Annotated in this window: 16 protein-coding genes and 1 pseudogene; 5 read left to right on the forward strand and 12 right to left on the reverse strand. The window is 71.8% G+C overall.

Features of this window, described 5'->3' with window-relative positions; genetic code table 11:
- Positions 1–90: 90 nt before the first annotated feature.
- The 3 genes from ACWD1Z_RS23990 to thyX all read right to left on the reverse strand — a co-directional run bounded on the left by ACWD1Z_RS23990 (position 91) and on the right by thyX (position 3,782).
- Positions 91–1,776, reverse strand: coding sequence for a ribonuclease J (locus ACWD1Z_RS23990; protein WP_451121637.1), 1,686 nt, complete (start codon positions 1,774–1,776; stop codon positions 91–93).
- Between the two features lie 155 nt (positions 1,777–1,931).
- Complete coding sequence (gene dapA / locus ACWD1Z_RS23995) at positions 1,932–2,831, reverse strand: 4-hydroxy-tetrahydrodipicolinate synthase (protein WP_451121639.1); 900 nt, start codon at positions 2,829–2,831, stop codon at positions 1,932–1,934.
- A gap of 210 nt (positions 2,832–3,041) precedes the next feature.
- Entirely contained in the window at positions 3,042–3,782 is a 741-nt protein-coding gene (gene thyX, locus ACWD1Z_RS24000; RefSeq protein WP_451121641.1) for an FAD-dependent thymidylate synthase, read from the reverse strand.
- Between the two features lie 159 nt (positions 3,783–3,941).
- Between thyX and ACWD1Z_RS24005 the strand changes: the two genes are divergently transcribed.
- On the forward strand, positions 3,942–4,181 hold the full coding sequence (locus ACWD1Z_RS24005) for a hypothetical protein (RefSeq protein WP_451121643.1): 240 nt from the start codon (positions 3,942–3,944) through the stop codon (positions 4,179–4,181).
- Between the two features lie 101 nt (positions 4,182–4,282).
- The gene (locus ACWD1Z_RS24010) at positions 4,283–4,834 is read left to right on the forward strand and encodes a PH domain-containing protein (protein WP_451121645.1); all 552 of its coding nucleotides are present in this window, start codon (positions 4,283–4,285) and stop codon (positions 4,832–4,834) included.
- Between the two features lie 187 nt (positions 4,835–5,021).
- Here ACWD1Z_RS24010 and ACWD1Z_RS24015 read toward each other — a convergent pair whose 3' ends face one another.
- The 5 genes from ACWD1Z_RS24015 to rpsO form a co-directional block, all read right to left on the reverse strand.
- Positions 5,022–5,465: a hypothetical protein gene (locus tag ACWD1Z_RS24015; protein ID WP_451121647.1), complete on the reverse strand. Its 444-nt coding sequence runs from the start codon at positions 5,463–5,465 to the stop codon at positions 5,022–5,024.
- Positions 5,466–5,472: 7 nt separating this feature from the next.
- Positions 5,473–6,225 (reverse strand): 4-hydroxy-tetrahydrodipicolinate reductase, encoded by a 753-nt coding sequence (dapB, locus tag ACWD1Z_RS24020; RefSeq protein ID WP_451121649.1) that lies wholly within the window; start codon positions 6,223–6,225, stop codon positions 5,473–5,475.
- A gap of 24 nt (positions 6,226–6,249) precedes the next feature.
- Positions 6,250–7,629 (reverse strand): M16 family metallopeptidase, encoded by a 1,380-nt coding sequence (locus ACWD1Z_RS24025; RefSeq protein ID WP_451121651.1) that lies wholly within the window; start codon positions 7,627–7,629, stop codon positions 6,250–6,252.
- Positions 7,626–9,845 carry a polyribonucleotide nucleotidyltransferase gene (locus ACWD1Z_RS24030; RefSeq protein ID WP_451121653.1) on the reverse strand — a complete coding sequence of 740 codons (2,220 nt, stop codon included), beginning with the start codon at positions 9,843–9,845 and terminating at the stop codon, positions 7,626–7,628. The genes ACWD1Z_RS24025 and ACWD1Z_RS24030 overlap by 4 nt, the downstream gene beginning before the upstream one ends.
- A gap of 283 nt (positions 9,846–10,128) precedes the next feature.
- Positions 10,129–10,416: a 30S ribosomal protein S15 gene (gene rpsO, locus ACWD1Z_RS24035; RefSeq protein WP_015657483.1), complete on the reverse strand. Its 288-nt coding sequence runs from the start codon at positions 10,414–10,416 to the stop codon at positions 10,129–10,131.
- Between the two features lie 286 nt (positions 10,417–10,702).
- Between rpsO and ACWD1Z_RS24040 the strand changes: the two genes are divergently transcribed.
- The 3 genes and pseudogenes from ACWD1Z_RS24040 to ACWD1Z_RS24050 all read left to right on the forward strand — a co-directional run bounded on the left by ACWD1Z_RS24040 (position 10,703) and on the right by ACWD1Z_RS24050 (position 15,237).
- The gene (locus ACWD1Z_RS24040; RefSeq protein WP_451121655.1) at positions 10,703–10,996 is read left to right on the forward strand and encodes a DUF397 domain-containing protein; all 294 of its coding nucleotides are present in this window, start codon (positions 10,703–10,705) and stop codon (positions 10,994–10,996) included.
- A gap of 461 nt (positions 10,997–11,457) precedes the next feature.
- Positions 11,458–11,586 (forward strand): annotated as a pseudogene (locus ACWD1Z_RS24045) (SCO5717 family growth-regulating ATPase); the annotation flags it as partial.
- 471 nt (positions 11,587–12,057) lie between these two features.
- Positions 12,058–15,237, forward strand: coding sequence for an AAA family ATPase (locus ACWD1Z_RS24050; protein ID WP_451121789.1), 3,180 nt, complete (start codon positions 12,058–12,060; stop codon positions 15,235–15,237).
- A gap of 71 nt (positions 15,238–15,308) precedes the next feature.
- Here ACWD1Z_RS24050 and ACWD1Z_RS24055 read toward each other — a convergent pair whose 3' ends face one another.
- The 4 genes from ACWD1Z_RS24055 to rbfA form a co-directional block, all read right to left on the reverse strand.
- Positions 15,309–16,277, reverse strand: coding sequence for a bifunctional riboflavin kinase/FAD synthetase (locus ACWD1Z_RS24055; RefSeq protein WP_451121657.1), 969 nt, complete (start codon positions 16,275–16,277; stop codon positions 15,309–15,311).
- Between the two features lie 129 nt (positions 16,278–16,406).
- Entirely contained in the window at positions 16,407–19,796 is a 3,390-nt protein-coding gene (locus ACWD1Z_RS24060) for a trypsin-like peptidase domain-containing protein (protein WP_451121659.1), read from the reverse strand.
- A 245-nt stretch (positions 19,797–20,041) separates the two neighbouring features.
- The gene (truB, locus tag ACWD1Z_RS24065) at positions 20,042–20,947 is read right to left on the reverse strand and encodes a tRNA pseudouridine(55) synthase TruB (RefSeq protein ID WP_451121661.1); all 906 of its coding nucleotides are present in this window, start codon (positions 20,945–20,947) and stop codon (positions 20,042–20,044) included.
- Positions 20,944–21,396: a 30S ribosome-binding factor RbfA gene (rbfA, locus tag ACWD1Z_RS24070; protein WP_389414673.1), complete on the reverse strand. Its 453-nt coding sequence runs from the start codon at positions 21,394–21,396 to the stop codon at positions 20,944–20,946. The genes truB and rbfA overlap by 4 nt, the downstream gene beginning before the upstream one ends.
- Between the last annotated feature and the right edge of the window lie 31 nt (positions 21,397–21,427).

Raw genomic sequence — 21,427 nt, forward strand, 5'->3', positions numbered from 1 at the left:
GGCGTCCCATTCACCGGCGGGGGGCGCCCCCCCGCCACCACCCCCCCCCCCCCCCGCTCCAGGTTCACGCGTCAGAGAGCCGACGGTCCGTCAGACCTCCACCACGACAGGGAGGATCATCGGCCTGCGGCGATAGGTGTCGGAGACCCACTTGCCCAGGGTGCGGCGGATCAGCTGCTGGAGCTGGTGGGGCTCCACGACGCCGTCCTGAGCCGACCGCTCCAGCACCTCCGTGATCCTCGGGATGACATCGCCGAAGGCGGAGTCCTCGATGCCGGAGCCGCGGGCCTGGATGTGCGGGCCGCCCGTGATCTTGCCGGTGGACGAGTCCACGACCACGAAGACCGAGATGATGCCCTCGTCGCCGAGGATCTTGCGGTCCTTCAGCGCCGGCTCGCCCACATCGCCGACGGAGAGGCCGTCGACGTAGACGTAACCCGCCTGGACCTTGCCGGAGATCTTGGCCCTGCCCTCGATGAGGTCGACGGCCACGCCGTCCTCGGCGATGACGATGCGGTCGTGCGGGACGCCGGTCATGGCGCCCAGCTCGGCGTTGGCGCGCAGGTGGCGCCATTCGCCGTGGACCGGCATCAGGTTCCGCGGACGGCAGATGTTGTAGAAGTACAGGAGCTCGCCCGCGGACGCGTGGCCCGAGACGTGCACCTTGGCGTTGCCCTTGTGGACGACGTTGGCGCCCCAGCGGGTCAGACCGTTGATGACGCGGTAGACCGCGTTCTCGTTACCGGGGATCAGCGACGACGCCAGGATCACCGTGTCGCCGTCGACGATGCGGATCTGGTGGTCGCGGTTGGCCATGCGGGACAGGGCGGCCATCGGTTCGCCCTGGGAACCCGTGCAGACCAGCACGATCTCGCTCTCGGGCAGGTCGTCCAGCGTCTTGACGTCCACCACCAGGCCCGGCGGGACCTTCAGATAGCCCAGGTCGCGGGCGATGCCCATGTTGCGGACCATCGAGCGGCCGACGAAGGCGACCCGGCGGCCGTATTCGTGAGCGGCGTCCAGGATCTGCTGGATGCGGTGGACGTGGCTGGCGAAGCTGGCCACGATGATCCGCTTGCGGGCCCCGGCGAAGACCTGGCGCAGGACGTTGGAGATCTCGCGCTCCGGCGGAACGAACCCCGGGACCTCGGCGTTCGTCGAGTCGCTGAGGAGAAGGTCGATGCCCTCTTCGCTCAGGCGTGCGAACGCGTGCAGGTCGGTGAGCCGGCTGTCCAGCGGGAGCTGGTCCATCTTGAAGTCGCCCGTGTGGACCACCATGCCCGCGGGGGTGCGGATGGCGACGGCCAGGGCGTCGGGGATGGAGTGGTTGACGGCGACGAACTCGCAGTCGAAGGGGCCGATGCGCTCGCGGTTCCCCTCCGCCACCTCAAGGGTGTACGGGCGGATGCGGTGCTCCTGGAGCTTGGCCTCGATGAGCGCGAGGGTCAGCTTGGAGCCGATCAGCGGGATGTCCGGCTTCTCGCGGAGCAGGAAGGGGACGCCGCCGATGTGGTCCTCGTGGCCGTGGGTGAGGACGATGCCCTCGATGTCGTCGAGGCGGTCCCTGATGGACGAGAAGTCCGGCAGGATCAGGTCGATTCCGGGCTGCTCCTCCTCGGGGAAGAGCACTCCGCAGTCGACGATCAGCAGGCGGCCGCCGTATTCGAAGACCGTCATGTTCCGGCCGATTTCGCCGAGGCCGCCGAGCGGGGTGACCCGCAGGCCGCCTTCGGGGAGCGGCGGGGGCGGGCTGAGTTCAGGATGCGGATGACTCAAAAGACTCTCCTCAACCACGCGCGCCACGTACCGGTAGGGCACGTGGCGCGCATGACGTTCGTGCAGAAGCAGTTGTCGTTGTGGTGCAGGCACCGGTGGCCTGCCTATTCAGTTGTGAAGTCGGTGCGCGCGGTCGGGCCGCGCGAAGTCTCGTGCTAGAGCTCTACCCCGCCCGCGGCAAGATCGATCTTGAGCTGTTCGATCTCCTCGGGCGAGCATTCGACCATCGGGGCGCGCAGCGGTCCGGCGGGCAGGCCCTGGAGGGTGAGCGCGGCCTTGGTGGTCATGACGCCCTGGGTGCGGAACATGCCCGTGTAGACGGGCAGCAGCTTCTGGTGGATCTCGGTCGCCTTCTGGACGTCACCGCTGGTGTACGCGTCGACGAGGGCGCGCAGCTCCGGGGTGACGACATGGCCGACGACGGAGACGAAGCCGACCGCGCCCACGGAGAGGAGCGGCAGGTTCAGCATGTCGTCGCCCGAGTACCAGGCGAGGCCGGAGCGGGCGATGGCCCAGCTGGCGCGGCCGAGGTCGCCCTTGGCGTCCTTGTTGGCGACGATCCGGGGGTGCTCGGCGAGCCGGACGAGTGTCTCGGTGCTGATCGGGACGCCACTGCGGCCGGGGATGTCGTAGAGCATGACCGGCAGCTCGGTGGCGTCGGCGATGGTCCGGAAGTGCCGGTACAGGCCCTCCTGCGGGGGCTTGTTGTAGTACGGCGTGACGATCAGCAGGCCGTGGGCGCCGGTCTTCTCGGCCTGGCGGGCGAGCTCCATGCTGTGGTGGGTGTCGTTGGTGCCGACTCCGGCCACGACGTGGGCGCGGTCGCCCACCGCCTCCAGTACGGCTCGTACGAGATCCGCTTTCTCCGCGTCGCTGGTGGTGGGGGACTCGCCTGTGGTGCCGTTGATGATCAGGCCGTCGTTGCCTGCGTCCACCAGGTGCGAGGCGAGCCGCTGCGCGCCGTCGAGGTCGAGTGCGCCGTCCGCCGTGAAGGGCGTGACCATAGCGGTGAGGACCCGCCCGAAGGGGGTCTGCGGAGTGGAGGTCGGAGCCATGGGTTACACGCTACTCGTTGCTCAAGGCGCGGTCTGCCCTAGGGGTGCGGGAAAAGTCCTGACAAAGAAGGAGCCCGGCACTGCCTGCTCGGGGGTTCAAGCAGTGCCGGGTCCGTTTGATCAGGCTAGATGAACTTCGCTAAATGCCGCAATCCGGACACATCGTGAGGCTGACCCGTACATCTGTGCCCGACCGGGAACTCGGATGCGCTACGGCGCCACACGTCCGTTCGCATTGAAGGCGGCGTAGGTGAGCGGCATGAGCTTGGCCCACTCCGCCTCCATCTTCTCGCCGACCATCTCGATCTCCCGCTGCGGGAAGGAGGGGACCTTGGCCAGCTCGTGCTGGGTGCGCAGGCCGAGGAAGTGCATCAGCGAGCGCGCGTTGCAGGTGGCGTACATGGAGGAGAACAGGCCGACGGGGAGGACCGCGCGGGCGACCTCGCGGGCGACGCCGGCGGCGAGCATCTCCTGGTACGCCTCGTACGACCGGCGGTAGGAGTCCTCCATCGAGCGGCCGACCAGCTCCTGCTGGGCCTGGGTGCCCTCCACGAAGACGTACTTGCCCGGGCGGCCCTCCTGGACGAGCTTGCGGGACTCGGCGGGGACGTAGAAGACCGGCTGGAGCTCCCGGTACCGGCCCGATTCCTCGTTGTACGACCAGCCGACGCGGTGCCGCATGAACTCGCGGAAGACGAAGATCGGTGCGCTGATGAAGAAGGTCATCGAGTTGTGCTCGAAGGGGCTGCCGTGCCGGTCCCGCATCAGGTAGTTGATGAGGCCCTTGGAGCGCTCGGGGTCCTTCTTCAGCTCGTCCAGGGACTGCTCGCCGGCGGTGGAGACGCGGGCGGCCCACAGCACGTCGGAGTCGGCCGCGCTGTGCTTGACCAGCTCGACGGTGACGTCGCTGCGGAAGCTGGGCTTGAGGTCGTCGGCGGGGGTGTCGGTCACGACGCGGAGGGTCCTTCCATCACTTCACTCGGGCGGCGCCCACTCTACTCAGCGGCGAGGCGCGAAGTTTTTCCCGGTTGACCGGCACTTCTCCCGGTACCCGCTCGTCTGTGTTGGTGACAGTGATTCGTTCGACTCCCGAGAGGAGCAGGACCTCCGATGTTCCATCGGCGCGAGCCCGTACCCTTCGCCTTCCTTGCCGAATCGGACCGGTTCCGCAGCAATGTCGCTCCCCCGCCCCGCGCGCGGGCCACCGCCGGGGAGATAGCCGGGCGCTGGCTCCTCGGGCTCACCATCGTGTCCGCGCTGGCGGGCTCGCTCGTCCTCGGGATGCCGGCGCTCTCCGCCGACCAGCCGTCGCAGCAGACGCAGCAGACGCAGGCGTCCGACGGGCGCTGAGGCCGGTACCGACCCATCCGGACCCCCAAGGGTGGTGAGCCGGGACACAGGTCGATAGCCTCACCGGGCACAGCCCAGCATGGATTGAGTGAGGACCAGCCGTGCCCCTGCCCTTCCTGACGGCCGACCGAGCCTTCGAAACAGCCGACGATGTCGCGCTGCCCTTCGACGACCGTGACCGCTGGCGACGCCCCTACCGCCCGGGCCCGTGGCGGGTGGGCGCGGCCGCGCTTTTGCTGCTGCTCGCCTCCTACGTGCTGTTCGCGGCGGTGATCATCGCGCTGACCGGCACACCGGCCGAGGCCGGCGTGGTCTTCGGCGTCGCCGTGGCCGCGATCGCCGTCGCGCTGCGGCTGCTGCGCATGGGCGTGTGGGTGAGTGCCCAGGGGCTGCGCCATGTCGCGTTCTTCGTCACGCGTACGACGCCCTGGGAGCAGGTCGTCGCGGTGCGCACGGTGCAGCGGCCGGTGCGCTGGCTCGGGCTTCCGCGCACTCTGCAGGGGCAGGCCCTGGTCCTCGTACGCGCCGATCGGGGCGCGGACGATCTGCCGCCGCTGCTGACCACGCACAACGCGGACTTCCTGGCACGGCCGGAGGCGTTCGACCGGGCTGCGGACACGATCGAGGCCTGGGGTGCGGAGGCGCGCCGCTAGGGGTGCCGTGACAATCCGCGGGTCTGTGGGGGCTGGTCGCGCAGTTCCCCGCGCCCCTTTGGGGCGCGCTTGTCAGGGCGATCGTTCGGCCCCGCCGCGGACACCATCGACGCCTGGGGCGCCGTGACCGTCTGCGGGCCGGTGGGGGCTGGTCGCGCCGTTCCCCGCGCCCCTATGGGGGCTGGCTTCAGCGGGCTGTTTCTCGGAGTGTGATGGCTCGCTGCATCGCCTTTCTTGCGCGGGGGGTGTCGCGGGCGTCGTGGTAGGCGATGGCGAGGCGGAACCAGCTGCGCCAGTCGTCCGGGGCGTCCTCCGTCTCGGCCTTGCGGCGGGCGAAGACCTCGTCGGCCGAGTCACGGTCGATGCGCCCGCTGGGGGTGCGCTTCAGCTCGTCGACGGGCAGGCCGCCCTCCGCGTCGAGTTCGGCGGCGAGCTTATTGGCCTTGCGGACGAACTCGGTGTTCTTCCACAGGAACCACAGGCCGATCAGCGGCAGGATCAGCACCGCGACACCGAAGGCGACGGTGAGCAGGGTGCCGGCCTGGATGAGCATCAGGCCCCGGCTGCCGACCAGGACGAAGTAGACGACCAGGACGGCGGCCGTGACGGCGTAGGAGATCTTCGCGCGCATGAGTCGGTCAGCCCAGGTCCAGGAAGTTTTCCAGGCCGACGGTGAGGCCGGGGGTGGCCACCACGCGGCGGGCGCCGAGCAGGATGCCCGGCATGAAGCTGCTGTGGTGCAGGGAGTCATGGCGGACGGTGAGGGTCTCGCCCTCGCCGCCCAGCAGGACCTCCTGGTGGGCCAGCAGGCCACGCAGCCGGATCGCGTGGACCGGGATCCCGTCCACGCTGGCGCCCCGCGCACCGTCCAGGGCGGTGGTCGTGGCGTCCGGTGCGGGGGCCGAGCCGGCCTTGGCGCGGGCCTCGGCGATGAGCTGGGCGGTGCGGGTGGCGGTGCCGCTGGGCGCGTCCACCTTCTTGGGGTGGTGCAGCTCGACGACCTCGACCGACTCGAACCAGGGCGCGGCGATCTGCGCGAACTTCATGGTCAGGACGGCCCCGATGGAGAAGTTGGGCGCGATGAGCACGCCCGTCTCCGGGGACTCGGCCAGCCAGCCCTTCAGCTGCGCGAGGCGCTCGTCGGTCCAGCCCGTCGTACCGACGACCGCGTGGATGCCGTGGCGCACGCAGTAGTCGAGGTTGTCCATCACCGAGTCCGGCGTGGTCAGTTCGACGGCGACCTGGGCGCCGGTCCCGGCCAGGGTGTCCAGTGTGTCGCCCCGGCTCAGGGCGGCGACCAGCTCCATGTCGTCGGCCGCCTCGACGGCCCGGACCGCCTCGGAACCGATCCGGCCCTTGGCACCGAGGACCGCCACTCGCAGCTTGCTCATCTTCTTGCTTCCTTCGGGAGAGGCTTACGCGACCGCTTCGTGCAGACGGGACGCCTGTTTGTCCTTCAGCGGGCCGATGACCGACAGGGAGGGCCGCTGTCCCAGGACGTCCCGGGCCACCGAGCGGACGTCGTCCGGGGTGACCGAGGCTATCCGGGCCAGCATGTCGTCCACGGACATCTGGTCGCCCCAGCACAGCTCGCTCTTGCCGATACGGTTCATCAGCGCGCCGGTGTCCTCCAGGCCGAGGACGGTGGAGCCCCGGAGCTGGCCGATGGCGCGGCCGATCTCGTCGTCGGACAGGCCGTGCTCGGCGACATGGTCGAGTTCGTCGCGGCAGATCTTCAGCACGTCGTGCACCTGCGAGGGCCGGCAGCCGGCGTAGACGCCGAACAGGCCGCAGTCGGCGAAGCCGGAGGTGTACGAGTACACGCTGTACGCCAGGCCGCGCTTCTCCCGGACCTCCTGGAAGAGCCGGGACGACATCCCGCCGCCCAGGGCCGTGTTCAGCACGCCCAGGGCCCAGCGGCGCTCGTCGGTGCGGGCGAGCCCCGGCATGCCCAGGACGACGTGCGCCTGCTCGGTCTTGCGGCCGATCAGCTCGACGCGGCCCGCGGTGCGCAGCGCGCGCCTGCCGCCGCGCGGGGCGATCGGCGTGGCGTCGAGGTTCGTCAGGGCGCCGGCCTTCTCGAAGGCGGCCCGGACCTGCCGTACGACCTTGTTGTGGTCGATGTTGCCCGCGGCGGCCACGACCAGGTGGGTCGGGTCGTAGTGCTTCTTGTAGAAGCGGCGGATGCGGTCGGCGGTGAGGGCGTTGACCGTGTCGACCGTGCCGAGGACCGGGCGGCCGAGGGGGTTGTCGCCGAACATCGTGTGCGCGAACAGGTCGTGCACGCAGTCGCCCGGGTCGTCCTCGGTCATCGCGATCTCCTCGAGGATCGCGCCGCGCTCGACGTTGACGTCCTCCTCCAGGATCAGCGAGCCCGTGAGCATGTCGCAGACGACGTCGATGGCGAGCGGCAGGTCGGTGTCGAGGACACGCGCGTAGTAGCACGTGTACTCCTTCGCCGTGAACGCGTTCATCTCGCCGCCGACGGCGTCGAGGGCGGAGGAGATGTCCAGGGCGGAGCGGCGCCGGGTGCCCTTGAAGAGCAGGTGCTCCAGGTAGTGCGTGGCGCCGTTCAGGGCCGGGGTCTCGTCGCGGGAGCCGACGTGCGCCCAGATGCCGAAGGTCGCGGAGCGGACCGAGGGCAGGGTCTCGGTGACGATGCGCAGGCCGCCCGGGAGGGTGGTCTTACGGACCGTGCCGATGCCGTTCTCGCCCTTGATGAGCGTTTGGGTACGGGCGACGGCCCGCGCCTCCGTGGAGGTGCGGGCCGTCGTCCTGGAGGTGCTCGACGTCACTTGTCGGTGTCGTCCTTCGTGTCCTCGGAAGCCTCTTCGCCCTCGATCACCGGGATGAGGGAGAGCTTGCCGCGGGAGTCGATCTCGGCGATCTCGACCTGGACCTTGGAGCCCACGGCGAGCACGTCCTCGACGTTCTCCACGCGCTTGCCGCCGGCGAGCTTGCGGATCTGCGAGATGTGCAGCAGGCCGTCCTTGCCCGGGAGCAGCGAGACGAACGCGCCGAAGGTGGTCGTCTTCACGACCGTGCCCAGGTAGCGCTCGCCGACCTCCGGCATGGTCGGGTTGGCGATCGAGTTGATCGTGGCGCGGGCGGCCTCGGCCTGCGAGCCGACCTGGGCACCGATGTAGATGGTGCCGTCGTCCTCGATCGTGATCTCGGCGCCGGTGTCCTCCTGGATCTGGTTGATCATCTTGCCCTTGGGGCCGATGACCTCACCGATCTTGTCCACGGGGATCTTCACGGTGATGATCCGCGGGGCGTTCGGGGACATCTCGTCCGGCGTGTCGATCGCTTCCATCATCACGTCGAGGATGTGGAGGCGGGCGTCGCGGGCCTGCTTGAGGGCCGCGGCCAGGACGGAGGCCGGGATGCCGTCCAGCTTGGTGTCGAGCTGGAGGGCGGTCACGAACTCCTTGGTGCCGGCGACCTTGAAGTCCATGTCGCCGAAGGCGTCCTCCGCACCGAGGATGTCGGTGAGGGTGACGTAGTGCGTCTCGCCCTCGATCTCCTGGGAGATCAGGCCCATGGCGATACCGGCGACGGGGGCCTTCAGCGGCACACCGGCGTTCAGCAGCGACATGGTGGAGGCGCAGACCGAGCCCATGGACGTCGAGCCGTTGGAGCTCAGCGCCTCGGAGACCTGGCGGATCGCGTAGGGGAACTCCTCGCGCGTCGGCAGGACCGGCACGAGGGCGCGCTCGGCGAGGGCGCCGTGGCCGATCTCGCGGCGCTTCGGGGAGCCGACGCGGCCGGTCTCGCCGGTGGAGTACGGCGGGAAGTTGTAGTTGTGCATGTAGCGCTTGCGGGTCACCGGGGAGAGGGTGTCCAGCTGCTGCTCCATGCGGAGCATGTTGAGGGTGGTGACGCCCAGGATCTGGGTCTCGCCACGCTCGAAGACCGCGGAGCCGTGCACGCGCGGGATGGCCTCGACCTCGGCGGCCAGGGTGCGGATGTCGGTGACACCGCGGCCGTCCATGCGCTTCTTCTCCTTGATGACGCGCTCCCGGACCAGGGTCTTGGTCAGCGAGCGGTACGCGGCGGAGATCTCCTTCTCGCGGCCCTCGAACTCCGGCAGGAGCTTCTCGGCGGCGAGCGCCTTGACGCGGTCCAGCTCGGCCTCGCGCTCCTGCTTGCCGGCGATGGTCAGCGCGGAGGCGAGCTCCGGCTTGACGGCGGCGGTGAGCGCCTCGAGGACGTCGTCCTGGTAGTCCAGGAAGACCGGGAACTCGCCGGTCGGCTTGGCGGCCTTGGCGGCGAGGTCGGCCTGGGCCCTGCAGAGCACCTTGATGAAGGGCTTCGCGGCGTCCAGACCGGCGGCGACGACCTCCTCAGTCGGCGCCTCGGCGCCGACCTCGACCAGCTTGATGGTCTTCTCCGTGGCCTCGGCCTCGACCATCATGATCGCGACGTCGCCGTCCTCCAGGGTGCGGCCCGCGACGACCATGTCGAAGACGGCGTCCTCGAGCTCGGTGTGCGTCGGGAACGCCACCCACTGGCCGCGGATCAGCGCGACGCGGACGCCGCCGATCGGGCCGGAGAAGGGCAGACCGGCCAGCTGGGTGGACGCGGAGGCGGCGTTGATCGCCACGACGTCGTACAGGTGGTCGGGGTTGAGCGCCATGATCGTGGCGACGACCTGGATCTCGTTGCGCAGGCCCTTCTTGAAGGACGGGCGCAGCGGGCGGTCGATCAGCCGGCAGGTGAGGATGGCGTCCTCGGAGGGGCGGCCCTCACGGCGGAAGAAGCTGCCGGGGATCTTGCCGGCGGCGTACATCCGCTCCTCGACGTCCACCGTCAGCGGGAAGAAGTCGAGCTGGTCCTTGGGGTTCTTGGAGGCGGTGGTGGCCGACAGCACCATGGTGTCGTCGTCCAGGTACGCCACGGCGGAACCGGCGGCCTGCTTGGCCAGGCGGCCCGTCTCGAAGCGGATGGTGCGGGTGCCGAAGGCGCCATTGTCGATGACGGCCTCGGCGTAGTGGGTCTCGTTCTCCACTAGCAATTTCTCCATTACTTTTCGTCTTTTGTCCCGATCCGCCCGTGTGGCGGGGGGACGGGGGCGGAGAAGCGCTCTGCGGGCCGGTCTTCGATCGAAGCACCCGGGTTCGCATTGCCCGGGGGCCACTACCGAGGACCGGCGGCGGCGAGGTGCACTTCTCCTCGTGCCACTGCGTTGTGCTACCACACTACAAAGCGGGTGTGACACTCCGCACGTTTCCGTACGTACGGCAAAGGGAGCGGCCCCCGATCGTTTCGGGAACCGCCCCCTTCACGGCGTCTTACTTGGCGCCCGCCGCACCGCGGCGGATGCCGAGGCGGTCGACCAGCGCACGGAAGCGCTGGATGTCCTTCTTCGCCAGGTACTGGAGAAGGCGGCGACGCTGACCGACCAGGATCAGCAGACCACGACGGGAGTGGTGGTCGTGCTTGTGGGTCTTGAGGTGCTCGGTCAGGTCCGAGATCCGGCGCGAGAGCATGGCGACCTGGACCTCGGGGGAGCCGGTGTCGCCCTCCTTCTGACCGAACTCGCTGATGATCTGCTTCTTCGTAGCGGCGTCGAGCGGCACGCGTACTCCTCGTAGTCTCTGAGTGGCCACCGAGTGCCCCCGGTCTATGTCTCGGGGGAGCTTCCGTTACTCGGGAGGCGGGGATCCGCTGGGCGCGGCCTCCAGAGCGAGCGCTCCGGGGGTGCGTACACAAACGGCCGTCACTCAGGGTACCAGCCAGAGGTGGGCGCCCTTGCACGGGTCCCTGAACCGCCCTGATCGCGAGGAATGGCCCACTAGGGTGAGCGCCGATCAAGCGTACGTCGTAAGGACCCGTACGCCGGAAGTCTGGAAGGGGTCGCTGGGCATGGCGGAGACGGAAGCGGAGATCAAGGCGCGCAAGGAGCGGGAGCGCGACGAGCTGTACGCCCTCGACATCTCGGGCGTGGAGTGGCAGAGCGCGCCGGGCACGGAGGCGCACGAGGAGCGGGTGGAGATCGCGCAGCTGCCCGGCGGGGCGGTGGCGATGCGGTCGTCGCTGGAGCCGGAGACGGTGCTGCGTTATACGGAGGCCGAGTGGCGGGCGTTCGTGCTGGGCGCGCGGGACGGGGAGTTCGACCTGGAGCCGGCGCCGGGGAGCGGCGGTTCTGACGGGGAGTGATCGACGGGCGGTCGTCGGGTCGACAGGCGGTCGTCAGGCGGTCGTCAGGTGGTTCTCAGGTGGTTCTCAGGCGGTCGTGGGGGTGCGGGTTCGTGGCTCCCCGCGGCCGCCAATTCCCTTGTACGGCGGGGTGGTTGCGCGGGGTGAATTGGTCGCTTGCTTCGCTTTCATTCCGGATTGTTCACGAGTGCTGTCCGGTTTGTTCACCAATAGGTCGGCTGTGTACGGCACTTCGGGGCAGGCTGTGACGCAGTGGGCGGCTGCTCGGGGGTGGACGGGCCTGCCGGGGTGATGGCTGTGGTGATTAGGCTGGGACCGGGCGCGATGCCAGAACCCGTGGACCGGGCGTCGGTGGCCCAGGGGGAGAGCCGACCGAAACGGACGACCTCGAACGACTTCGGACGACGAGCAAGGGTCTCCCCGGCACGGCATGGGGGTGCTCGACCACACCAGGAGGAACTGTGAGCAGCGATCGGGACGGGATCCGCGGGGGCTGGGCCACACCCGGCGATGACCAGCCCGACGCGGAGTCGGCGAACGAGGTCACGGGTGAGTTCACCATCGACTACGCGCCGCCTGCCTGGTACACCCAGAACGCGAGTGGCTCCGCCGGGGCGGGGCGGGACGAGAGCGGGTCGGGGGCGTCGGGGGCGTCGAGTGCCTCTGGCGCTACGGGGTCCTCTGGTGCTACGGGGTCCTCTGGTTCGGCGTCGGGGGGCTCGGCATCGGACTCTTCGGCGGCGGGTGAAGGTGGTCCTGCCGGTGACGGTGGTTCCGCTGCTCGGCCGACCTTCACTCCCTCTCCCACCGCGCTGCCTTCCTCGCTGCCGGGGCTGACGCCGCCTGTTCCGCAGGGGACGCCTGCTCCGGGGGCGCCTTTCACGCCGCCCGCTCCTCCTGTGCGGCCCGCGCCCGGGGCCCCTTTCACTCCGCCGCTGCCTGCGGCTGGGGGGCCGGTCGCGGTGCCCAAGCTGCCGGTGGGGAGTGGTTTCGAACCGCAGGGGACGTCGGCCGAGCCGCCCGCGACTCCGCCCGCGGAGGATGCGGCATCTCCTACGGCCGTGCCGAGCATCCCCGTCGGGGGGTTCCAGTCGCAGTGGAGCACGCCTGCTTCCGCGCCTTCCGAGGCTTCGTCCACGGCTCCGGCCGCCGAGGAGTCCGACTCCGGCAAGGGTGACCTGGAGAGCGGCGCCACGATGCGGTTCTCCGCGGTGGCGCTGCAGCGGGAGATCGAGGAGCGCGCGGCGGAGGCCGGGGCGGGGCTGCCGTCGGAGGACGGGGACGGCGTCTCCGGGGAGCAGGAGCCGGAGGTCGAGCCCGAGGACGCCGTGGACGACTCCGGTGTCGGCACGACCGAAACGGACGCGGTGGCGGCCGAGCCGGAGGAGGCGGAACTGGCGGACACCGAGCTCACGGACGCGGAACTGGCGGACGCGGAGCCGGACAGCTCGGACGCCGAGTTGTCCGAGCCGGAGCCGACGGACTCCGTCCCGGAGGACGTCGTAGCCGATGAGGCTGAGCCGTCGGACGAGGCCGAGGCCGAGCCGGAGGACGCGGTACCGGCCGACGCGGAACCGGAGGACGTCGTACCGGCTGACACCGAACCGGAAGACGCGGCACACGCAGACGTGGAACCGAAGGAAGAGGCCGCAGAGGCCGACGCGGAGCCGCAGGAGGCCGTACAGGCCGACGCCGAGCCCCAGGACGCCGAACCGCAGGACGCCGTACCCGCGGCTGCCGCCTGGACTCCCCCGCCGACACCGCCGGTCGGGGTGCCGCCGCTGCCGCCGTCGTACCAGCCCGCGGCTCCGCCGTCGGCGCCGCAGTGGCCCGTGCAGCAGCAGGAGCCGGTGGCTCCGGCGGAGCCGCAGCAGCAGCCTCCGTTCCAGCCGCAGGCCCCGCAGCCCGCACCCGCGGCCTGGACCCAGCCGCCGACCCCCGGCGCCCCCGCGCCGCAGGGCGGCTACGGCTTCCCGCACCCCGGCACTACCGCCGTACCGGCGCAGGGACCCGCCAACTCCCCGGCGCCCACGCCACAGGACGGGCACGGCTTCCCGTACCCCGGCCCTCCGTCAGCCCCCGCGCAGGAACCCACGGCCCCGCACCCCGGCACGCCGACCGCGCCCGCGCAACAGCCGCCCGCCGCCCCGGCGCCCAACCCCCAGGACGGCTACAGCTCCCCTCAGCCCGGGGCTCAGCCCTCCACCCCCAACCCCCAAGGCGCCTACGGCTTCCCCGGCACCCCCGCAGCACCTGCGCACCCGACGGCCGGCGTCCCCAACCCCACGCCCGCCCCGCAAGGCGGCTACGGCTTCCCGCACCCCGGCACCCCCGCAGCGCCCGCGCACCCGACGGCCAGCGCCCCCAACCCCACGCCCGCCCCGCAAGGCGGCTACGGCTCCCCCCAGCCCGGCACCCCCAACCCGCAAGGCGGCTACGGCTTCCCCCAGCCCGGCACTCCCGCCGCGCCCGCGCAACAGCCGCCCGCCACCGCGGCGCCCAACCCCCAGGGTGGCTACGGCTTCCCGCACCCCGGCGCCCCGGCGGCCCCGTACGCCCAGCCTGAGCAGCCCACCGCGCACCCCCAGCCTGAGCAGCCCGGCGTCCCGGCGGCTGCACACGCCCAGCCCGGCACCCCCGCGGCCCCGCACGCGCAGCCGGGCCAGCCTCCGCAGCAGCCCTCCCCCGCCGCTCCCAACTCCCCCGCGCAGCCCGGCGGTTACGGCTTCCCCCAGCCGCCCGGCCAGCCGGGACCGGTACCGGGCCAGGGCCACGCTCAGCCCGCCGTACCCCCGCAGGGCCAGCCACACGCTCAGCCCGGCATGCCCCCACAGGGCCAGCCGCAAGCTCAGCCCTCCGTACCGGCACAGGACCACCCCCAGGCCCACCCCACCGCACCACAGCAGGGCCAGCCGCAGGCTCAGCCCGGCGTACCCGCACACGGCCACCCCCAGGCCCAGCCCGGCATGCCCCCGCACAGCCACCCGCAGGCACAGCCCGGCATGCCGCCGCAGGGTCAGCCGCAGCAGCCCGTCGACCCCCGGGCCGGGGCCGCCTGGCCTCAGCCGATCCAGCATGATCAGCGGCAGCCGACCAACCCCGGGGCCGCGCCGCTCGGTTACACCGCTGCCGTGGAGCTGTCGTCCGACCGGCTGCTCAACAACAAGAAGCAGAAGGCGAAGAGCGGACGGCCCGTCGCAGGCGGTGGGCGGTTCAAGATCGGTGGGAAGAAGGAAGAGGCCGAGCGGCAGCGCAAGCTGGAGCTCATCCGTACGCCCGTGCTGTCCTGCTACCGGATCGCCGTCATCAGCCTCAAGGGCGGCGTCGGGAAGACCACGACCACCACCGCCCTCGGCTCCACCCTCGCCACCGAGCGGCAGGACAAGATCCTCGCCATCGACGCCAACCCGGACGCCGGCACCCTCGGCCGCCGGGTCCGCCGGGAGACCGGGGCCACCATCCGTGACCTCGTGCAGGCGATCCCGTACCTCAACTCGTACATGGACATCCGCCGGTTCACCTCCCAGGCGCCGTCCGGGCTCGAGATCATCGCCAACGACGTCGACCCGGCCGTCTCCACGACGTTCAACGACGAGGACTACCGGCGCGCGATCGACGTACTGGGCAAGCAGTACCCGATCATCCTCACCGACTCCGGTACCGGTCTGCTCTACAGCGCCATGCGCGGTGTGCTGGACCTCGCCGACCAGCTCATCATCATCTCGACGCCGTCCGTGGACGGGGCGAGCAGCGCCAGTACGACGCTGGACTGGCTGTCGGCGCACGGCTACGCCGATCTCGTCTCGCGGTCCCTCACCGTCATCTCCGGCGTCCGCGATACCGGCAAGATGATCAAGGTCGACGACATCGTCAGCCACTTCGAGACCCGCTGCCGTGGTGTCATCGTCGTGCCCTTCGACGAGCATCTCGCCGCCGGTGCCGAGGTCGACCTCGACATGATGCGGCCCAAGGTGCGGGAGGCGTACTTCAACCTCGCCTCGATGGTCGCCGAGGACTTCGTCCGCCACCAGCAGGCCCACGGCCTGTGGACCAGCGACGGCAACCCGCCCCCGGTGGCGGCCCCGCCCCTGCCCGGCCAGCCCATCCCCGGCCAGCCCTACGGCCACGGCCAGCCCGGCCAGCCCTACGGCCCCGGCCCCGGCCCCGGCCACCCCGGTCAGCCCCCGGCGCAGCAGCCCGGGCAGCCGCCCTACCCCTACCCCCAGCAGCCCCCGCAGTAGGCGGTGACGGCACACGAAAGGGCGGCCGGTGCCCGCGAGGCACCGGCCGCCCTTCGGCGTCGTAGCGGCGGCTAGCCCCTCGCCTGCGCCGCCGTCTCCGCCGCTGCCGTCAGATCGCGGCTGATCTTGATGTCCTCCATCATTCGCTCGATCAGCGCGTCGAGCGAGTCGAACTTGACCTGCCCGCGCACGAAGCCGAGGAAGTCGACGGCGACATGCAGGCCGTACAGATCGAGGCCGACCCGGTCGATGACATGCGCCTCGACCGTGCGCGCGGTGCCGTCGAAGGTCGGGTTCGTGCCGACGGAGATCGCCGACGGCATCACCTCGCCCTGGGCGTGCAGCCAGCCGGCGTACACACCGTCCGCGGGGATCGCGGTGTGCGGGAGCGTCTCGACGTTCGCCGTCGGGACGCCCAGCTCGCGTCCGCGCTGCGCGCCGCGCACGACGATGCCCTCGACCCGGTGCGGGCGGCCCAGGATCTCGGCGGCGCCCTCGACGTCGCCCTCCAGGACCAGACGCCGGGTCAGGGTCGAGGAGAACGGCTGACCGCCGCCCGCCTCACCGGACACGTACAGGTCGACGATCTCGACGTCGAAGTCGTACGTCTTGCCCAGCTCGGCCAGATACACGACATCGCCCGCCGCACGGTGGCCGAAGCGGAAGTTGGGGCCCTCGACGACGGCCTTGGCGCGCAGCTTGTCGATGAGGACCTTCACGATGAAGTCCGCCGGGGAGAGGTTGGAGAACTCCGCGGTGAACGGCAGCACCAGCACCGCGTCCACGCCCAGTTCCGCCATGAGTTCGGCCCGCCGGTGGTGCGGGGCGAGCAGGGGCGGGTGGGTGCCCGGCCGCAGCACCTCCTTGGGGTGCGGGTCGAAGGTGACGACCACGGCGGGCAGGCCCAGTTCGCGGGCGCGTTCCACGGTGTGCCGGATGATCAGCTGGTGTCCGCGGTGGACACCGTCGTAGGACCCGATGGTGACGACGCTGCGCCCCCAGTCCTGGGGGATGTCCTCCAAGCCACGCCAGCGCTGCACTGTGACCGCTCCTTGTCGAACCCGTGTCCGTCACTGCCTTCTACGCAGGTCTAAGGGTGCCATGCCGCGTGCTCCCGCCCCGCATCGGCATGGAGGCTGTGACGGTTAGCACGTGCCGGGGGGCCGAAGTCATGCGGGGACCCGGACACCCGCCAGGTTCTCGATCATCCGCCGGGTGCTGGGGCCCACTACGGCCGCCCAGTCCTGGGGCGCGTCGGTGAGCCAGCCGGCCACCCGGGCGGCGAAGCCGGGGACATGGCGGCCCAGGTCGACGAGACCGCGGCCGAAGCGGGCCGCCCCGTCGGGGGTGCGGACGAGCAGCAGCCCGGTGCGGTGCACGAGGTCGCGCAGTCCCTCGCCGTCCTGCTGGGCGGCCGTGTGCAGGACGGCGTCCAGGACGGCGGGGTCGTGTTCGTGGGCGAGCAGGACCTCCAGGAGATCCTGGCGCAGCGGGCGGGAGGCGGGGGTCCCGGGGGCCGCCAGGACTCCGGCGAGGGCGGCCCGCAGCTGCTCGGACCCGCCGTCCAGCAACCCGGTGACCAGCGGGAACAGTACGGCTCGGGCGGCCGGGCCGTGCTCCAGACGGCGGTCCATGCAGGCGGCGACGTCCCCGGCACGCTCCGGGCGCCGCTCCACCGCCTCGCGTAGGAGCGCGGCGACCCGGCGGGCCAGCGCCGGGGTGGTGACGTCGGCGAGGGCGCGCAGTGCCGGTCCCGCGTCCGGTCGGCGCAGCCGCTCCCGGAAGGCGTCGAGGACCGGCTCGGGGTGGGTGATCAGGGCGCCGGCCAGCGCGCTCGGCGGGACCTGCGGGTCCCCGGACGCGAAGTGGCGCAGGGCGAGCGGGAGATGGCGGGCGCGGGTGTGGGGGTCATGGACGAGCAGGGCGAGCGCGCCGCCGTGCAGGGTGCACTCGTCGGGGCGGGCGAGCAGGGCGAGGGCGGCGTAGCGCAGGAGTTCGCGGTCGGCGGTGGTCCGGACGTGCGGGGCCGCGCGCAGTCCGTACGCCACCGCCGCCACCCGTCGCGCGGGCCGCTCGTCGCGCACCCACCGGTCCACGGCCCGGCAGAGCGCGGAGGGTTCCTCCTCCGCGAGCACGGCCAGCAGCTCGTCGGCCCGCCGGTGCCCGGCCTCGACGAGCGTCTCGATCAGATCGTCCGGCGCGCCGTGCCGATGCGTGTGCAGCAGCGCCTGCGCGGCCCTCGCGACGGTCGCGTGCGGGGTCGCGGGCAGCGGGCGGTCGTCGTGGAACCAGCGGGTGAGGTGCGGCTGTACGGCGGGGGCGTCGGCGGCCAGGAGCCGGGCCACGGCGTCGAGGTAGCGGGGGCCGGCTTTCGAGTCGGCCAGGACGAGGTGCCGGAGCAGGTCGAGCCGCGTGTCGTGCGGGAGCGGCAGCGCGATCCAGAAGTCCGGGCCGAACTCGGCGGGCACCGGCCGCTGTTGCTGCCGCCAGGTCACGATCCGGTCGGTGAGGGTGCGCAGTACGTCGGTGTAGGGCCGGGCGTCGGGTACGCGCAGCAGGGTCTGGGCGAGGAGGCGGGCGGCCCACCAGGACTGCGGGTCGGCGTCCAGGGCGTGTGTCAACTCCTGCATTCGTAGGGCGAGTTGAAGGGGTGTGTGGTGGCGGGCGAGGAGCAGCAGGGCCTCGACCACCGGGCCGATGCGGTGGTGCGGGACGGGGAGGGGGTGGGGTTCGGCGGTGCGGTGGCGGTGGATCAGGGCGCGCAGGGCCTCGTCCAGGTCGAGGTGGGTGCCCTGGATCCAGTCGGCGAACTCCTCGTGGGCGAAGCGGTAGCCCTGGCCGGCGGGGACGAGGAGCCCTTCGGTGAGTACGGCGGAGGCCCAGCCGGTGCCGCCGCCGAGCCGTGCCGGTGCGGGGCCCCAGGGGAACACCGCCTCGAAGGTCTCCCGGTCGAGTCCGCCCTGGCCCGGGCCGAGGCTGCGGCGGGCGGCCTCGTGGACCTGGCCGGCGACCTTGGCGGCGAGGCGTTTCACGGCGGTGCCGCGCAGGCCGTTCTCCGCGGCGAGGCGCACGGCGATGCGCAGGCACATCAGGTCAAGGTGGGCCGCGAAGACGTCGTCCCGGTCGACGCGGGCGCGCGGGGCGTCGGGGAGGGCGGAGCGGACCTCGGCGAGCAGGCGGAGGGTGAGGGGGTGGCGGGCGTCCCGGGGGGCGAGGGCGTCGTCGGGGATGCCGTGGCGGGTGCGGGCCTGGTGGGCTTCGGCGGCGGTCAGGTCGGTGAGCCGTACGCACGGGGGCAGACGTCGGCGGATCTCACCCGTGCGCCCGTCGTAGAGCATTCCGGCCGGGAACTGCGTCCCCGCTCCCTCCCAGTACTCCTCCCGGCAGGCCACCACCAGCCGCGCGCCGGTCCGGGTCAGCCACTGTGCCGTGCCCTCGGTCCATTCGGGCAGGCGGTGGGCGAGCAGCGGGGGCATCTCCTCGGGGCTGTCCAGCAGGAGCAGGAGGGGGCGGGCGGTGGTGCGGGCCAGGTGTTCGGGGGTCAGGTCGCCGAGTTCCCCGGGTTCAAGGCCGCGTGACGCGGCGACGATGCGGGCCGCCCTCGTCAGCGCCCTGCCCGCCGCGTCCGCCACCGAGGTGTCGTCGTCCTTCAGGTCGGCGCCGCGCAGCCACAGGGTGGGGGCCGGTTCCGGTCCCCGGTGGCGGCGGCCGGCCAGGGCCGCCAGTTCGGTCGTACGGCCGCTGCCCGGTGGGCCCACGAGGGCCAGCACCGAGGCTCCCGCGCGGGCGGTGAAGTCGTCGAACTGCCGTGTCACAGAAGGCCGTTCCACCGGTTCCGCGTCCCCGGACGGACCGTCCTGGCCCACCGAGGTCGCCGTCAGTTCCAGGACGCCCGCCGGGTTCAGGTCGGCGCCGTAGGCGGGGACGGTGGTCGCGTTCTCGGTGAGCAGGTCGGCCAGCGGGCCGGGCGGGGGCGGCCGGAGGGGGACCGCGAAGCCCGAGTCCCGGTCACCGCGCTTCAGGGCCGTGCCCAGGACGGCGAGCACCGTGCCGGTCTCCGCGTCCAGCACCGGTCCCCCGGCCGCCCCTCCGCCCAGCCGCAGGGCGTCCCGGCCGGCGGTGCCGATGGCCAGCTCCAGGGCACGGTCGAGGTGGTGGACACGGTCCGTCGCCGTGTACGTCACCGGGGTCGCGCCCAGTACCCGTGCCGCGCGCCAGCAGCCGGTCGCGATCTGGACGTACCGGCCGGGCTCGGCACCGTCCCGCACCGACACCGGGAGCGGCCGGACGCCGAGGCCCTCGGTGCGGATCAGGGCCAGGTCCAGGGCGGGGAGCGCGGTCACGGCGTCGGCCGGCACGACGCAGGTGCGCTCCTCGCCCGCGCACAGGACCAGGCGCGGCAGGCCGTCGACGGCCTCGTGGCTGGTGATCACCGTGCCGTGGTGGTCGGCCACGAAACCCAGGCCCCGGGGGCGGCCGGCGAGATCGTGGATCCGTACCAGAGCGTCCTCGTGAGCCCCACCGGACTCCTGGGGAATCCGCGGGCCGGCTGCCGCCATGGTCCCACCTCCCCGCCGTACCGAAATGCCTGTTCTCGACGGTAGGCGCGGGATGATCAGCGGCACAGATCGCGCGCCGAACGCGCCCCCTTGCACTCCCTCGGTTCACTCCGAGCGCCTGCCCGGAAGGGTGAACAGACCGGGGTGGCTGGATACACCCTAGGGGTGGGGGAACCGAGGGGGACCGTGGAGCGGCGGGCAGCGCAAGACCCCGTGCGCGCCGCTCCGCGGGCGGAGCCGGGGCCTCAGCCGAAGACGGCCAGGCTCTTCGCCTTGCCCTTGTGCTCCTCGACCAGCGCCAGGAAGCGGCCCTCCGCGTCGAAGACCGCGACCGCGCCCCGGCCCGCGTACTCCTCGGGCATCTCCAGCCGGACGCCGTTGGTGAGCAGCCGCGCCCGCCTGGTGTCCACGTCCCAGCGCGGGAACGCGGCCGCGGCGGCCTCGGCCAGCGGCAGCACGGTCAGCTCCCGCTGGAGCTGGTCCAGGGTCTTCGCCCCGTCCAGCTTGTACGGGCCCACCCGCGTCCGGCGCAGCGCCGTGAGGTGGCCGCCGACGCCCAGACCGGCACCGAGGTCCCGGGCGAGCGCCCGGATGTAGGTGCCGGAGGAGCAGACGACCGACACCACCAGGTCCAGGACGGGGGTGCCGTCCTCCGCGACGGCGTCCCGGATGTCGTGGACCGCGAAGGAGGAGACGGTGACCGGACGGGCCGGGATCTCGAACTCCTCGCCCTCGCGCGCCCGCTTGTAGGAGCGCACGCCGTTGATCTTGATGGCGCTGACCTTGGACGGCACCTGCATGATGTCGCCGGTCAGCTTGGCGATCCCGGCGTCGACGGCGTCCCGGGTGACCTTCGAGGCGTCCTGCGACCCCGTGATCGCGCCCTCGGCGTCGTCGGTCAGGGTCGTCTGGCCGAGCCGGATCGTGCCCAGGTACTCCTTCTCGGTCAGCGCGAGGTGGCCGAGGAGCTTGGTGGCCTTCTCGACGCCGAGGACGAGCACGCCCGTCGCCATGGGGTCGAGGGTGCCGGCGTGGCCGACGCGGCGGGTCCTGGCGATCCCGCGCATCTTGGCGACCACGTCGTGCGAGGTGAAGCCCGACGGCTTGTCGACGATGACAAGCCCGTCGGGCGTCCGGTTCTGCTGGGTCATTCGGCGGTGTCGTCCTCGTCCTCGTCCTCGCCCGGCTTCTTGTACGGGTCCGCCTCACCGGCGTAGGCGGCGCCGGCCGAGACCTCGCGCACCTTCTCGTCGGACTGGCGGGCCCGGTCGAGGAGGTCCTCGATGGTCCGGGCGGTGTCGGGCAGCGCGTCCGCCACGAAGGTGAGCGTCGGGGTGAACTTCACGCCCGCCGCCGCACCGACCGCACTGCGGAGCACGCCCTTGGCGCTCTCCAGTCCGGCGGCCGCCGCGGCCCGCTCCTCGTCGTCCCCGTACACCGTGTAGAAGACGGTCGCCTCCCGCAGGTCACCCGTGACCCGGGTGTCCGTGATGGTGACGTGCGAGCCGAGCCGCGGGTCCTTGATCCCGCGCTGCAGCTTCTGGGCCACCACCTCCCGGATGAGGTCCGCCAGCCTTTTCGCCCGCGCGTTGTCGGCCACTGGTCCGTCTCCTTAAGTGTCTTTCTTCTTG

This window comes from Streptomyces sp. NPDC002784 (assembly GCF_053592135.1).